15 protein-coding genes are annotated in these 14,043 nt (G+C 52.0%); 5 read left to right on the top strand and 10 right to left on the bottom strand.

Annotated elements, in window-relative coordinates; all coding sequences use genetic code 11:
• The first annotated feature begins 145 nt into the window (after positions 1–145).
• On the top strand, positions 146–778 hold the full coding sequence (locus RAL90_RS06300) for a YceI family protein (protein ID WP_306253674.1): 633 nt from the start codon (positions 146–148) through the stop codon (positions 776–778).
• A 26-nt stretch (positions 779–804) separates the two neighbouring features.
• Here RAL90_RS06300 and RAL90_RS06295 read toward each other — a convergent pair whose 3' ends face one another.
• A complete protein-coding gene (locus tag RAL90_RS06295) occupies positions 805–2,004 on the bottom strand; it encodes an aromatic amino acid transaminase (protein WP_306253673.1) in 1,200 nt (399 codons plus the stop codon).
• Between the two features lie 16 nt (positions 2,005–2,020).
• Positions 2,021–2,767, bottom strand: coding sequence for a sterol desaturase family protein (locus RAL90_RS06290; protein ID WP_306253672.1), 747 nt, complete (start codon positions 2,765–2,767; stop codon positions 2,021–2,023).
• 68 nt (positions 2,768–2,835) lie between these two features.
• Here RAL90_RS06290 and crtY point away from each other — a divergent pair, with 68 nt between their 5' ends.
• Genes crtY through RAL90_RS06275 form a run of 3 tightly spaced genes read left to right on the top strand, consistent with a single transcriptional unit; the run spans position 2,836 to position 6,544 of the window.
• Positions 2,836–4,065, top strand: coding sequence for a lycopene beta-cyclase CrtY (gene crtY, locus RAL90_RS06285; RefSeq protein WP_306254045.1), 1,230 nt, complete (start codon positions 2,836–2,838; stop codon positions 4,063–4,065).
• 2 nt (positions 4,066–4,067) lie between these two features.
• Entirely contained in the window at positions 4,068–5,609 is a 1,542-nt protein-coding gene (locus RAL90_RS06280; protein WP_306253671.1) for a phytoene desaturase, read from the top strand.
• Positions 5,609–6,544: a phytoene/squalene synthase family protein gene (locus RAL90_RS06275; protein ID WP_306253670.1), complete on the top strand. Its 936-nt coding sequence runs from the start codon at positions 5,609–5,611 to the stop codon at positions 6,542–6,544. The genes RAL90_RS06280 and RAL90_RS06275 overlap by 1 nt, the downstream gene beginning before the upstream one ends.
• A 2-nt stretch (positions 6,545–6,546) precedes the next feature.
• Here RAL90_RS06275 and RAL90_RS06270 read toward each other — a convergent pair whose 3' ends face one another.
• Positions 6,547–6,840 carry a hypothetical protein gene (locus RAL90_RS06270; protein ID WP_306253669.1) on the bottom strand — a complete coding sequence of 98 codons (294 nt, stop codon included), beginning with the start codon at positions 6,838–6,840 and terminating at the stop codon, positions 6,547–6,549.
• A 210-nt stretch (positions 6,841–7,050) separates the two neighbouring features.
• On the opposite strand from RAL90_RS06270, the gene RAL90_RS06265 reads away from it, so the two are divergent.
• Positions 7,051–7,215 carry a hypothetical protein gene (locus tag RAL90_RS06265; protein WP_306253668.1) on the top strand — a complete coding sequence of 55 codons (165 nt, stop codon included), beginning with the start codon at positions 7,051–7,053 and terminating at the stop codon, positions 7,213–7,215.
• A 14-nt stretch (positions 7,216–7,229) separates the two neighbouring features.
• On the opposite strand, the gene RAL90_RS06260 is transcribed toward RAL90_RS06265, so the two are convergent.
• From RAL90_RS06260 to RAL90_RS06230, 7 genes are all read right to left on the bottom strand, one after another.
• Positions 7,230–7,700 carry a sterol desaturase family protein gene (locus RAL90_RS06260; RefSeq protein ID WP_306253667.1) on the bottom strand — a complete coding sequence of 157 codons (471 nt, stop codon included), beginning with the start codon at positions 7,698–7,700 and terminating at the stop codon, positions 7,230–7,232.
• Positions 7,697–8,395 carry a fatty acid desaturase gene (locus RAL90_RS06255; protein WP_372340410.1) on the bottom strand — a complete coding sequence of 233 codons (699 nt, stop codon included), beginning with the start codon at positions 8,393–8,395 and terminating at the stop codon, positions 7,697–7,699. Before RAL90_RS06255 ends, RAL90_RS06260 begins: the two co-directional genes overlap by 4 nt.
• Positions 8,396–8,452: 57 nt before the next feature.
• Entirely contained in the window at positions 8,453–9,661 is a 1,209-nt protein-coding gene (locus RAL90_RS06250; protein WP_306253666.1) for an ABC transporter permease, read from the bottom strand.
• On the bottom strand, positions 9,658–10,644 hold the full coding sequence (locus tag RAL90_RS06245; protein ID WP_306253665.1) for an ABC transporter ATP-binding protein: 987 nt from the start codon (positions 10,642–10,644) through the stop codon (positions 9,658–9,660). The genes RAL90_RS06250 and RAL90_RS06245 overlap by 4 nt, the downstream gene beginning before the upstream one ends.
• A gap of 12 nt (positions 10,645–10,656) precedes the next feature.
• Positions 10,657–11,607 (bottom strand): polyprenyl synthetase family protein, encoded by a 951-nt coding sequence (locus tag RAL90_RS06240; protein ID WP_306253664.1) that lies wholly within the window; start codon positions 11,605–11,607, stop codon positions 10,657–10,659.
• 407 nt (positions 11,608–12,014) lie between these two features.
• A complete protein-coding gene (locus RAL90_RS06235; RefSeq protein WP_306253663.1) occupies positions 12,015–12,794 on the bottom strand; it encodes an SDR family NAD(P)-dependent oxidoreductase in 780 nt (259 codons plus the stop codon).
• Between the two features lie 48 nt (positions 12,795–12,842).
• Positions 12,843–14,030 (bottom strand): acyl-CoA dehydrogenase, encoded by a 1,188-nt coding sequence (locus RAL90_RS06230; protein ID WP_306253662.1) that lies wholly within the window; start codon positions 14,028–14,030, stop codon positions 12,843–12,845.
• Between the last annotated feature and the right edge of the window lie 13 nt (positions 14,031–14,043).

The following is a 14,043-nucleotide window of genomic DNA, read 5'->3' as shown; positions in this document are numbered from 1 at the left end:
TGACGATGGCAGAGCCACCCCACGGTAATGTGACCATCCATGCACAAATGTGAAAAGACTTTTGCCGGGATGGTTATGTTCAATCTGCCCCCGATGTTGTAGCTAAGAGACACCAAGAGTTTCATGTTTTCGGAAAGGAACAACCATGCGCAAACACCTTCTTGCCCTGGGCAGCGCCGCCCTAATGCTGACTGCGGCAGCTCAGGCACAAAGCGAAATGACACCACCTGCAGATATGCCTGCAGGTGAGTACGTTCTCGACAAATCACATGCGAGCCTGACCTGGAAAGTCTCCCATTTCGGATTGTCAAACTATACGGCACGTTTCACCCGGTTTGATGCCACACTGGACTTTGATCCCGCAAACCCTGCCAACAGTGCGCTGAAAGTGACCGTTGACCCCACATCAGTGGAAACAGACTATCCTAACGCGGACGCAAAAGATTTTGACAAAGAACTTGCCGAAAGCGAACGCTGGTTCAATGCAGGAGAGTTTCCGGAAATTTCCTTTGCTTCTACTGGTATCGAGATGAAAGGCGAGACAACTGGCATCGTTACTGGCGACCTGACATTTATGGGCGTTACCAAGCCGGTATCACTGGACATTTCGTTCAACGGTGCATTTGAAGAGCGGCCCTTCTCTGGTCTCGCAACTCTCGGATTTTCCGCAACTGGCAGCGTAACCCGCTCTGAGTGGGGTATGTCCGGCCTTGTCCCGAATATTGGAGATGACGTAGACCTGCTGATCGAAGTCGAGTTCTATCAACCTGAGGGTTGATCTGTCGGGAAGGGCCTGGCCCTTCCCTATTTCAGAACGGAACTCATATTCTCCGTAAATCGGGCTATTTTTGCCGGGGTAAAACCGCACATATTCACGCGGCCATCTCCTGCCATATAGATAGACGACTCAGTTTTGAAACGATTTATCTGCTCAGGCGTCAGGGGCAGACGCGAAAACATGCCATTTTGGGCGGTGATATACTGAAAACGATTATCACCAAACTCTGATGACAAGGCATCCGTTACTTGCGCCCGAAGACTGACAACGCGCTTGCGCAACTGCTCGAGTTCCTTGCGCCAGCTTGCATTGAGGTCCGGGTCGCTCAGCAAATACCAGGCAAGCGCAGCCCCATAGGAAGGGGGCATTGAATATGTACGCCGGGCAATCTCATTAAGATTGCTCTGTACACGCTCCGCCATATCAGCATTCTCTGTCATCACGAGGGCTGCACCAACACGCTCGCGATAAAGTCCCATATTCTTTGAAAAGGAATAGCAGAGGATCGCCTCCGGCACCGATTCTAGCAAGCTGCGCACATGGGCCATATCTTCATGAAAGCCCTGCCCCAACCCCTGGTAGGCGATGTCGATAAACGGAACGATACCTTTTTCCAGAGCCAGATCGGTCAGGAACTTCCAGTCTTCTGCTGAAAGGTCTTCTCCTGTCGGGTTATGGCAGTTGCCGTGGACAACAATGATGTCACCGCTCTGCGCCGCTGCAAGATCTGCATACATCTTTTCACGATCAAGGCTCGTTGCCTCATTATCGTAATAGGCATAGGTCACAGTCTCGAGGTCACAAGAGAGAAAAATCGGCTTGTGATTGGCCCAGGTCGGATCAGGCAATCTGATTTTGGCAGACGGATTAAGGCGCTGCACGAGTGTGCCGGCAGATTTAAGCGCCCCACTGCCCCCTGGTGTTGGCAGTACAGCAAAGCGCCCTGCCAGCTTTTCCTCAAGAACTTCCCCGAGTACGAGCTTGCGAACCTCATCGGCAAAACCTGGCCATCCTAATGGACCAAGGTAGGTCTTGCTGTCCTCATCTGTTTGCAAACGCCGCTGCGCAAGCTCCACCGCTTCGAAGATTGGTGTCTTGCCGTGCTCATCCTGATAGACGCCGACACCAAGATCAATCTTGTCCGGAGAGGGATCATTCCGAAACTCGGTTATGAGTTGCAACAGGCTATCTGGTGGCAGTTGTTTCGTCTCTGAGAAAAAGGTCATTCTTTGATTCCTGTTACTATTTTTTGACCGGCTTCATGATGTCGGTTCCCATCAACTTGTCCCAAAGACGGAAATGCAGGCCGTAATTACCGTTGAATTTTGTATGATGCATGTTGTGGTGGGTTGCAGAAATGATGTTGTCACCTATCCAACCCTTGACCCAGCTGCGGGGTAAAATTTCCCAGCCGGCATGGTTTGTCACACTGGTCACTGTCATCGCCATCAGCACGAACAGCGCCGCGCCCACATGGATGGGAATAAAAATTGCCATAACGGGCAAAAGCCATGACTCCAGCAATGCCTCTGTCGGATGGAACGAAAACGCCGCCCAGGGCGTTGGCTGCTTGGATTTGTGGTGCGTCCGGTGCATCAGGTTGTAGAGCTTTGGGTGGTGCATGGCCCGATGCGTCCAATAAAAGAAAGCGTCATTCGCAAACAGGAAAATCAGGATGCTGACCGGAATATAAAGCCAGCCAAGAAGGCCATTCACTTCCGTGTAGAGGGCCGTGCCACCATTTTCCCACATGACCATCACCCAGGCAGCCGGAGCCGCATAGATAAAGGCTGAGATGGTAGACATGATAATCTCATGCCGGATGGTTGCGCGTGTCGGATTATGCCGCGTGAGGCGGACTGCCTTCACTTTGTCGGCTGGCCGCATCCAGAGATAGTAATGAAAAAAACCGGCAATCATGAAATAACGCGCAACAATAATTACCACGAGAAACGCATACGTCGTCCAGAAGTTACCGTCACCGAACATGAAGCTGAGCCGTCCTTTTCATATTGCGCCAGATAGACTAAGGGCGCCACACAGCTTAAAGGAAGCAGCTGGCACATTCCATCCCGTATCAAGGAGCCATAGCCCTGCCCGGTGCAAATTCCAATATCTCTGATCTGCTGATTGCAGGTGGTGGATTGGCCAGCCTGCTGGTGGCATGGCGATGTCTGACAACTGGCAACGCAACCAGAGTCACCATTGTGGATGCAGCCGTGAAGGTCGGCGGGGATCACACGTGGTCATTTAATGAAACAGACCTCACCCCGGCTGCGCTTGAATGGTTCGGGCCAGCTATAGCCCATCACTGGCCAGGCTATGATGTGCACTTTCCGGCTTATTCCCGCCGTCTTGATATCGGATATTGCTCATCCAATTCTGACGCGCTCATGAAAGCCGTGCAGCCACTGATTGATAGCGGCAAACTGGTCGTCTTGACCGGCAGAAAAGTCGAGGCAGTAACACCGCGCACCCTCAAATTTGAAGATGGTGACACGCTGGAAGGCAACGCCATCATTGACGCCACAGGCTTCAGGCCCGATCCGACTGTGTTGCTCGGGTATCAGAAATTCGTTGGCCAGGTTGTGCGTACCAGCCAGCCTCATGGTCTGGATGTGCCGATCATCATGGATGCCACAGTGGAACAGGGGGATGCTTACCGTTTCGTCTATTGCCTGCCATATGCCCCCGATAAACTGTTGATAGAAGACACATATTACGAGGATGGGCCAGCCCTGGACGATGCGACCATCCATAACCGCATCAGGGAATATGCCGAAGGGAAAGGCTGGCAGATTGAGAACGTGCTGCACAGCGAAAGGGGCATTCTGCCCATTACCATGGCCAGTGACCTTGAAGCGCGGCTTGAAACGGAAGCAGGCAGCGCACCAAAAATCGGGCTGGCTGGTGGCCTTTATAACGCCGTGACGGGATATAGCCTGCCAGATGCGATAAGTATTGCCATGCGACTGGGTGCATTGCCATCCCTCACGCAGGAAGCCGTAACGAAAAGCGTTATTGCCTACAGGCTTGAGCACTGGCGGCGGGAAAAGTTTTTCCGGTTACTCAACAGAATGATGTTCAAGGCCGGAGAGCCGTCAAAGCGATATCAGGTTTTGCAACGCTTTTACCGACTGGACGAGCAGCTTGTGGCAGCATTCTATCGCGGCGATCTGACTCTTTTACAAAAAGCACGTATCCTTTCTGGCAAGCCGCCTGTACCTGTGGTCCCGGCGATCTATAATCTCTCTGAACAACAATTCATGAACCGACACAGGAGCTGATCTTGAGCCCTCTCGACGCAACACCCTCCCTCAACGGAAAAAGACCGGAAGCTGCGGTCATTGGCGCTGGCTTTGGCGGCATCGCCCTTGCTATTCGCCTTCAAACAGCCGGTTTTCAGGTAACGCTTTACGATAACAGAGATAAACCGGGGGGCCGTGCTTATGTCTATGAACAGGAAGGCTTCACCTTTGATGCTGGGCCTACCGTAATTACTGATCCAGATTGCCTGCATCAGCTTTTTGAAGCGGCGGGACGCAAGACCTCAGATTATGTTGAACTTGTCCCCGTAACGCCTGGATACAGACTTTGCTGGGAAGACGGCACACGCTTTGACTATGTCAGCGATCAGGCCGAATTGATGCGGCAGATAGAACTGATCAATCCCGATGATCTCGAAGGGTATCGTAAATTTCATGAGTACACGAAGGAAGTTTACCAGGAAGGGTATGTAAAGCTGGGTACTGTTCCCTTCCTGAACTTCAAGGATATGATGGCCGCAGCTCCACAACTGGTAAAGCTGCAAAGCTATCGCAGCGTTTATGATCGTCTTGGCGACTTTATAAAAGATGAAAAGCTGCGCCGCGCCTTCTCGTTTCATACGCTTCTGGTTGGCGGTAATCCTTTTGAGTCATCTTCAATTTATCACCTGGTCCATGCTCTGCAGCTTGAAGGTGGCATCTGGTTCGCCATGGGCGGTACGGGTGCGCTTATAAAGGCGCTGGTGAAACTGTTTGAAGATATTGGCGGCACCCTGAAACTTTCTACAGAAATTACCGAGATCAAAAGTGAAGGTGACAGGGTTACGGGCGTCATTGCTAACGGCATCAAGCATGATGTGGATCTGGTCGCGAGTAATGCAGATGTTGTGCATACATACGGAAAATTGCTCGGCAAGCATCCGCGCGGGCAATCATACGGGCAATCTCTGTCGAAAAAGCGCCATTCAATGTCATTATTCGTGACATACTTTGGGCTGAAGTCTCCCCCACCGAATATAGCGCACCATTCCGTACTATTCGGTCAACGCTACAGGGAATTGATCTCGGATATCTTCCACGGCAATGATCTGCCGGATGATTTTTCACTCTATCTTCATGCGCCTTCTGTGACTGACGAGAGTCTGGCACCGGACGGCGGCAGTTCATATTACGTCCTCTCGCCTGTGCCGCATTTGGGACGGGCCGATATCGACTGGGACGTGGAAGGACCGAAATATCGTGACAAAATTCTCGCTTACCTTGAGAAACACTATATCCCAAATCTGAGCCGTGACCTTGTGACAACACATCATATCACACCCTATACATTCCGTGATGTGATGAACTCACACAATGGGTCTGCTTTCTCCATAGAACCGATCCTCACGCAAAGCGCATGGTTCCGGCCGCATAATCGCGACGACAAGATCAGCAACATGTACATAGTCGGAGCTGGGACACATCCCGGTGCAGGCATTCCGGGTGTTGTGGGATCTGCGAAGGCGACCGCCGGTTTATGCGTTCAGGATTTTGCATCAATGCTGGCAGCACAGGCTGCAGAGTAATGACTGACGCTGTCGTCAGCCACGGACATGCTTCCATAAAGCAAGGGTCAAAAAGTTTTGCCCTTGCCTCACGTATCTTTGACGACACCATGCGAGCCGACGCCTCCATGCTTTACGCATGGTGCCGCTATTGCGATGATGTTGTGGATGGCCAGATTATGGGGCACGGCCAGATTTTTGATTATCGTGATGGTCAGAAGGAGCGGCTGCAGAGTCTGATTGACCAGACCAGCGCGGCGTTGGGCGGCAAGCCTACAGAGGACCCTGTTTTTACCGGACTTGCCCGTGTCTTCAGAACACACGAGATTCCGCACCGCCATGCTTTTGAACTACTCGATGGATTTCGTATGGATGCGGAGGAACGTGTTTATGAAACCCGGGAAGAAATTCTTGATTATTGTTATCATGTAGCTGGCGTGGTCGGCGTGATGATGGCTCACATCATGGGCGTCCGGGATGACGCGACCCTTGATCGCGCAAGTGATCTTGGCCTTGCCTTTCAGCTGACGAACATAGCGCGAGATGTCGTAGATGATGCCAGGGCTGACCGGATTTATGTTCCAGCCAGTTTACTGCATGATGCTGATGCGCCCACTGATGCGGCCAGGCTCGCGCGCCAGGAAAACTGGCCAGCTGCTCATGAAGCCGCATGTTCTTTGTTGGACATGGCGGAAACGTACTATGCATCGGCATATGTCGGAATTCGTGAACTGCCTTTCAGATGCGCATGGGCGATATGCGCAGCCCTAAAAGTTTACCGTGAAATTGGGCAAACGCTGAGATCAAGAGGACCGACAGCTTGGGATGAGCGCGTCAGCGCACCCGGCTACCGTAAGACATGGCTTGCGCTGAGCGCTGTAGGTCCCGCTATCAGTCGGCAGTCAGTCGATGAGACAAACAGGTCTGGCCTCTATCAGCGACCGGTAACCGACTAACTCTACACTGTTGCTGCTGCGTATATGACAATCAGTCCAATGACAGCGCCGATTGTGGAGAGATAGAGGATGTGGCGAACATGGTCGCCGGTATGGCCTTGCCTTAATTCTTCCGTTGTAAGAACTTTTTCTTTGCCGTCAGCCGTTTCTGATGAGGGTATGTGCAGATTGGTCTTTGTGTTGTCGCGCTCTGATTCAGATGAAAATTCTTCTGAACCATCATTATAAGCAGGTGTTGCCTGTTTCTTGCGTGCACTGATATTCGAACTCTGGCTGCTTTGAACGTCGGTTGGCATGAGTATACCTCGTCATGATTAGCTTGAACGTACCGTATTAATTCATGAGCGATCGCGTGGTTCCATAGCTTCAACATAACCATGATAAATTTATTACCAATAGTTAATGTGATTAAGCGCTCACAACGCTTGCAACTCCAATTTCGACAGGCTAAACATTGGTAAGCAATCGCTCACACACAAGGGCGCTGATACGAAACGGAGAATAAAATGACTAAAACAATGAAAAGAATTTTTGACCTCACACTGATTGCAACAGCCGTCATCATTTTGGGGTATATTGCAATGAACAGTCTTGATGCGAATGCGGCAGATGCTGAAAGCACCTCAGCAGGTATTGTTTTCAGCTTTCAGGCAGCAAAAAACGCAAACTGAAATACTGCAGGACTTTACCGGGAGCGGGACGCCCTCAATCGCGACTTCAGCTTTTTCGGATCTGGCGCATAAAGGAACCCGAAAGAGACGCAGTCCTCCCGGGACTGCAAAGCATGGTGCAGCTTGTGCGCAACAACCAGGCGGCGCAAATACCCCCCTTTCGGGAAGTAGCGAAATGGCCAGCGCTGATGAACCAGGCCATCATGCACAAATCCATACAGAATGCCGTAAATTGTGATCCCCAAGGCGATATACCAGAGCGGTTGCCAGTAGAGCGAACCGATCATGAACAGTCCCATGGCGAAGACGCCGAACACCACTGCGTAGAGATCATTCACCTCAAAAATACCGTCCGTTGGTTCATGATGGCTTTTGTGCCAGCCCCACCCCCAACCATGCATAATGTAGCGATGTGCAAGCCAGGCGAACCCTTCCATTGCCACAATGCTGACGAGAACAATCAGCGTATTAACGAGCAAAGTCATGTGTTTTCCCCCTGCCCTGAAAGACGCGCTGACCGTCTAGCCGGCAGGCGCCACCATGGCTCATGGGGATAGAGATGATGCTCATGATGATAGCCGAAATGATAACATGTCATCAAAGATAACCAGGCTGGATAGTCATTTGTGCGCGCCTTATGCTGATCAGCGAAATCCTTTTCTTCATGCCGGTGCGGCAGATAGGTGCCGAAATAAAAAAGCTGGAGTGAAGAAGCGATGGACGGCAGGCCATAAAACAACACTACATTGAAATAATCTGCCTCCAGCGCAAGCACATAAACAAGCACAACCGCAAAAACGAACAGGAAGGAAACCAGGCCAAAATAGCGCTTGAAGAATAGGAAATACCACGGCCAGAAACGTCTCGGGTCATTATTGTTGAAATCCGGGTCTTCTTCTGTGCCAGGAGCTGCATGATGCGCCATATGGGCTGTTTTCAGTTTCCGCCAGCCAAAACCGGCATAGGTGAACAAAAGAAAAGTACCAATCGCACTATTCAGACTCGGCTTTCCGGGGGCAAGTGATCCATGCATCGCATCATGTGCTGTGATGAAAAAACCGACAAACAGCCAGCATTGGAGCAGGATCATTAGCAGCGCCATTGGCGCACTCTGCCATGTCAGTGTGAAAAAAAACACGGACCAGACATGCAAAACGGCCAGCCCGGAAAGAATGCCCACGAAGAGCAAGAGGCCAATAACAGTTTGTCTGGTATCTGATATATGCCCGGCTATGACCTAACTCCTCATCATTTGGTACGACACGGCAGCGCTGGCTATGAAAGACAGCAGCCCTGTCACGATAAGTATCGCGCAGGCCGTCGAAATTCCAGTTATTGTATCACCACGGGCAAGAACACCATAAACCGCCTCAATGGCCCAGGCGTTGGGCGTGAAAAACCCAAGAGACTGCAGCCATTCTGGCATCATGAAGCGCGGCACCATTGACCCACCGACAGAAGAAAAAATGAGTACCAGAAATGTCTGCACCGTGTGGGCTTGTGTCGCTGTCGAGCACAGGCTCGTAACGAACAGTGCCAAACCAGCAGCGCAGGACGCCATGGCAACACTGACCAGAAACAAAGGCAACGCATTGGCTATGACAGGCACCTCAAACAGCAAGGCAGCAACCACAAAGATAAATAGCGCCTGTGCGGTTCCCTGAAGAGTGAGATACAGAAATTTGCCAAAAGTCAGCTTCAGGGTACCGGATGGTCCCAGCAATAACCGTTCTGTAATTGCATTGCGGCGCTCATCGAGGGAAATAGTTGCGCCCTGCATCAATGAGAACAGCAGAAACAGGATCGCCGTGGCCCCGGCATAATAGGCAATAGACGGATCTGCAGTCTTTCGGTTTGTTTCATCGAGGGCGGATATCTGGCGATAGAACCCGTCAGTGCTTTCCCGCTCCGTTGCCTGCATCAGAGCCGCAAGCGCTGTATCGAGACGAGTGTCCTGCTCTGGAGTGAAACCGCCTGCCAGTGTGGAAACTGTCAGCGCATTGCGACGTATGGCGAGGTCGGGTGCTTCTTCGGCGATGAATTGTTGAAGCTGACCGGCCAGCACCGTTGCGGCAATATCCCGCGACGGCTCGACCACTATCTCGATCGTTGCTTCTGCGACATCCGCAAGGTCAGATGAAAAGATAACACCCGTATCGGCAAACCCCTCCCGAACCTGCTGGCGCACATTTTCCCGGGTCCAGTCCTCTTCGGTAAATACATTGAACTTTCCAGAGATAGCGAACGCGCTTGCCACCTCTTTTGTACGCGCAGAGTCGTTTGTCACGGCCATCGCGACATCAAGATCAAGGTCGCCATTGGTTGCATTGGAGAAAATTGCGGCGAATATGGCAAAGATCATTGGCGGTAAAAGAAACGCCAACACCAGCGCGCCCCTGTCCCGTAGGAGCCTCAACGCCATAACCCGCATGATACCTGTAATCATGCGGCTAAACCGTCTGAAGACGCCTCTTTCTCCGTCGCTATATCATGCAGAAGACTTTCCAAACCGGGACGACGCACACTGACTTCCTGAAGAAGATTATTATTGCTTTCTACAAGGGCGCGTGTCTCACCTATCAAATCCGTCTGTTCTTCATGGCCAAGTCCGGACCAGACAAGATTACCATCGGCAGAGGTGAACCCCTGAGCGGCAAGCAGCGGCCGCAATGTCTCATCTGGATGATGCCGGAGTTTCAGGGTAATCTGCTGACGCCCTGCATAGACTTCAGACAATAACTCATCAGGGCTGGAAAAGTGACGTCTCCTGCCAGATGCCAATATAAGCACACGATCACATATCAATTCCGCCTGTTCCAGTTCATGCGTGACAAGAAGGACTGTCAGTCCCTGCCCTGCAAGTTTTCGAGCAAGGCCATGAATGGCATCGCGGGCAGAAACATCAACGCCGGCTGTCGGTTCATCGAGGATGAGCAGTTTCGGTCGATCAAGAATTGCAGCCGCCACGTTGATACGACGCTTCATGCCGCCGGAAAGACTGCTGACAAGTTTATGGGCATGCGTCGTCATATCAACATCAGCAAGCGCGCGCGCCACCGTCTCTCGTCTCGTCTTACGGTCAAGGCGATAAAGACGGGCAAAGACATCCAGATTTTCCTCTGCCGTCATGAATGGGTAAAGCCCGATTTCCTGTGGCACGAGTCCCACCACCCCCGTTTTGGCTGATCGCATCCTGATCGCGGCACCTGCCACCTTGATGGTGCCGGCAGTTGGGTTAATTTGCCCACAAATTGTTCTAACCAGCGTCGTCTTGCCTGCGCCATTCGGCCCGATCAAGCCAACAACCTCTCCGGCATTCGCCTTGAAAGACAGATTATCCAGTGCCAGAAAATCCCCATAGCGCACAGTGAGGCCGTCAACAACGAGGCTTTCGCCTCCGGCTTGCGGGGTCTTGCTCGCGGCGGTCATGCAAGCCTCCGATCAGGCGTCAAGAAAAGCGAATTGGAGATCGAGCAATGCGCCGATTCGTCCATCAATCCCCAAACCAGCCTGCGAGAGACCATCTTTTGACTGACTAATATAATCGCGAACCATTGCCTTGGCCTTGTCGTCATTCGTGATCGACAGGATAGTCGCCTTGTTGATATCCTGATTGATGTCCTTGTCTGAATCTTCCGCTGTCATCAAACGGTCCTTGATGTCGTCCATCAACTGGAAAGCAAGACCGATATTGTGCGAAAAGCGCTTCAGGTGCCCGGTCTTTTCTTCAGAAAAGTCACATACAATAGCCGCGGCAATTACGGCATAGTCAATCAAGGCACCTGTTTTGAGCGCATTCAAGCGCTCGACATTTTCAATGGATGTTCCCTTGTTGGTATTCGCAAGATCCATCAGTTGTCCGGCAATAAGGCCATTGGAGCCAACGCACCCGGACAACAAGCCACTGATTTTAATCCGATGTTCTGCTGTGAAGGTCTCCAGTCCCGCAACAACACCAAACGACCTGTTCAGCAGAGCGGTGGCTGTCAGAATAGCAGTACTTTCATCATAGAAAATATGCGCGCAAGGGGCATTGCGGCGTGTCTGTGCGTCATCCATGCATGGCAAATCATCCAGGATCAGCGATGCTGCGTGAACCAGCTCGGACGTGCAGCCGAGATCATAGACAGCAATGTCTTCCACGCCTGCCGCTTCTGCGATCAGGACGGTCAGCAGAGGCCGAAACCGCTTGCCGGGTGCAAGTGTTGTGCGACGCATGGCCTGATGCAGTCTCGCAGGAGACGCTTTTTCAGGCGGGATCATCAGACCGATCCGACGGTCAACAATCGCCTGAGTATAAGAAATAGAGGCTGCCAGATCCTCTTTCGGGTCCGGTGTTCCTGCAATCAGGGCATCCATTGTTTCCGGCTGTTCGGCTTCATTGCTGCGCACTGTCGTCCTGTCTCCCTTGAACAATGCCCGGCACGCCGAGCCGGATTGATCTTGTACAAATTTGTCTTACAAAGACAGGGCTGACAACCCAAAAGTGATACGCGCGTCTTATGCATGATGAGTTGCCAAGGCACGCCGGACATTCTTGTGCGCAAGGAAGAGCATCTTCAACTCGCCCTTGCCAATAAAAAGCGGCCCAGAGGCACGTTATCCCATTTCACCTCTTTCGCGGTTGCACATTGCGCGATTCCGGAAATGCGTCTGGAAGACAAAGAACTTACGACAGCATTTCTCGGCAAGGCCCTGAAAACGTGCTTTCTGAATGGCTCCGTGACCGGCGGACCAACACAGGCAGAGCGAATCACCCACTACCTTTGCCAAGCCGCACAAGAACCCGACTGCAGCCCCTAGCGCGGCGCCATCCGGATCGCACCATCGAGACGAATGTCTTCACCATTGAAATAGCTGTTACGGCAAAGCTCCAATGCGAGACTGGCATATTCATCAGGCTCGCCGAGCCGTTTGGGGAAATTCACTGAAGCAGCGAGGGCACCCTTGATATGCTCAGGCAATCCTTCAAGCAGCGGCGTGCGGAAGAGGCCCGGCAGGATCGTGTTGACCCGAATACCTTCCGTGTTGAGATCGCGCGCGATTGGCAAGGTCATACCAACAACACCTGCTTTGGACGCTGAATAGGCCACCTGCCCGATCTGGCCGTCCTCTGCCGCAACAGAAGCCGTGTTTACGATAGCGCCGCGCTCACCATGCTCCAGCGGATCAAGTGTCATCATGCCAGCAGCTGTTTTGGCAATGCACCGGAACGTACCAATCAGGTTTACCTGCAATACAAAATCAAAATCCTTTGCGGCATATTCGTAGATGTCGCCTGTCTTTTTATCCCGACCAGCTGTTTTGCGAGCACTGCCGATACCAGCGCAATTAATCAGGATGCGTTCCTGCCCATGGGCTTCTCGCGCCCTGGCAAAGCCGGCATCGACTGACTCATCAGAGGTGACGTTCACATTACAGAAGACGCCACCAATATCCCTGGCAACAGCTTCGCCTTTCTCCTCATTCAGATCAAAAACCGCTACTTTTACGCCCTCACTGGCAAGGCGGCGCACAGTCGCCTCACCCAACCCAGAAGCGCCGCCTGTGACGACTGCTGAAAGTCCTTTTAATTCCATGATATTTCCTCTCTATCTTTATATCATGCCGATGCCATCATCAGTTAATCAGGAAAAAGCCTGAATACCTGTCTGGGCACGACCGAGAATAAGAGCGTGCACGTCATGCGTACCCTCATAAGTATTGACTGTTTCCAGATTCATGACGTGGCGAATAACGTGATATTCATCCGCAATCCCGTTACCCCCATGAATATCTCTGGCGGCACGTGCAACGTCCAGCGCCTTGCCACAATTATTCCGTTTCATGAGTGATATTGCTTCCGGTGCAAAAACACCCCTGTCCAGAATACGACCAAGTTGCAAAGAGCCCTGCAATCCAAGAGCAATTTCCGTCTGCATATCAGCCAGTTTCTTCTGAACAAGCTGCGTAGCTGCAATAGGCTTACCAAAAACAATGCGCTCCATGGCATAATCACGCGCAGCATGCCAGCAGAATTCCGCCGCCCCTATAGCGCCCCAACTGATACCGTAGCGCGCCTTGTTCAAGCAGCTGAATGGGCCGCGCAAACCAGTTACATTCGGCAACAGATTTTCCTCCGGCACAAAAACATCATCCAGGGCAATTTCTCCGGTGATTGAGGCGCGCAGAGAGAATTTTCCTTCGATTTTTGGCGTCGTGAATCCTTTCATATCGCGCTCAACAATGAAGCCCCGGATGTGACCATCCAGCTTCGCCCACACAACCGCAATGTCGGCTATGGGTGAGTTTGTGATCCACATTTTCGAGCCTTTGAGAATATAGCCGCCCTCAACTGGCTCGGCGCGTGTGCGCATCGCACCAGGGTCGGAGCCGCCGTCAGCTTCGGTAAGCCCGAAACAGCCTATCATGTCTCCTGTAGCCAACTTTGGCAGAAACTTCTTTTTCTGCTCTTCCGAGCCGAAACTCTCAATCGGATACATCACCAACGATGACTGCACGGACATTGCCGAGCGATAGCCGGAATCAACGCGTTCAACTTCTCGGGCAATCAGGCCATAAGCAACATGACTTGCACCACCACCGCCATATTCCTCCGCAACTGTCGCGCCCAGCAAACCCTGTGCACCCAACTCCGTCATGATTTCCTGATCAAAATGCTCATTCCGGTTTGCCATAAGCACGCGAGGCATCAACTTGTTCTGCGCATAGCCTCTGGCAGCATCCCGGATCATCCGCTCTTCATCTGTGAGCTGGCTCTCGAGCATCAGCGGGTCTTCCCACTGAAAAATTTCTTCTGACATGTCTTTTGCCATGATGGTACCTGCT

It is taken from the genome of Parvularcula sp. IMCC14364, assembly GCF_030758415.1.
Classification (GTDB): domain Bacteria; phylum Pseudomonadota; class Alphaproteobacteria; order Caulobacterales; family Parvularculaceae; genus Aquisalinus.
This window is presented reverse-complemented; position numbering and strand designations above follow the sequence as displayed.

What these genes read in the sequence shown, in the direction of transcription:
- RAL90_RS06290 (WP_306253672.1), bottom strand. Translation starts at nt 2,767, where the DNA reads ATGTTCGGTGACGGTAACTTCTGGACGACGTATGCGTTTCTCGTGGTA.
- RAL90_RS06300 (WP_306253674.1), top strand. Translation starts at nt 146, where the DNA reads ATGCGCAAACACCTTCTTGCCCTGGGCAGCGCCGCCCTAATGCTGACT.
- RAL90_RS06245 (WP_306253665.1), bottom strand. Translation starts at nt 10,644, where the DNA reads ATGACCGCCGCGAGCAAGACCCCGCAAGCCGGAGGCGAAAGCCTCGTT.
- RAL90_RS06265 (WP_306253668.1), top strand. Translation starts at nt 7,051, where the DNA reads ATGACTAAAACAATGAAAAGAATTTTTGACCTCACACTGATTGCAACA.
- RAL90_RS06270 (WP_306253669.1), bottom strand. Translation starts at nt 6,840, where the DNA reads ATGCCAACCGACGTTCAAAGCAGCCAGAGTTCGAATATCAGTGCACGC.
- RAL90_RS06250 (WP_306253666.1), bottom strand. Translation starts at nt 9,661, where the DNA reads ATGATTACAGGTATCATGCGGGTTATGGCGTTGAGGCTCCTACGGGAC.
- RAL90_RS06295 (WP_306253673.1), bottom strand. Translation starts at nt 2,004, where the DNA reads ATGACCTTTTTCTCAGAGACGAAACAACTGCCACCAGATAGCCTGTTG.
- RAL90_RS06235 (WP_306253663.1), bottom strand. Translation starts at nt 12,794, where the DNA reads ATGGAATTAAAAGGACTTTCAGCAGTCGTCACAGGCGGCGCTTCTGGG.
- RAL90_RS06260 (WP_306253667.1), bottom strand. Translation starts at nt 7,700, where the DNA reads ATGACTTTGCTCGTTAATACGCTGATTGTTCTCGTCAGCATTGTGGCA.
- RAL90_RS06230 (WP_306253662.1), bottom strand. Translation starts at nt 14,030, where the DNA reads ATGGCAAAAGACATGTCAGAAGAAATTTTTCAGTGGGAAGACCCGCTG.
- RAL90_RS06275 (WP_306253670.1), top strand. Translation starts at nt 5,609, where the DNA reads ATGACTGACGCTGTCGTCAGCCACGGACATGCTTCCATAAAGCAAGGG.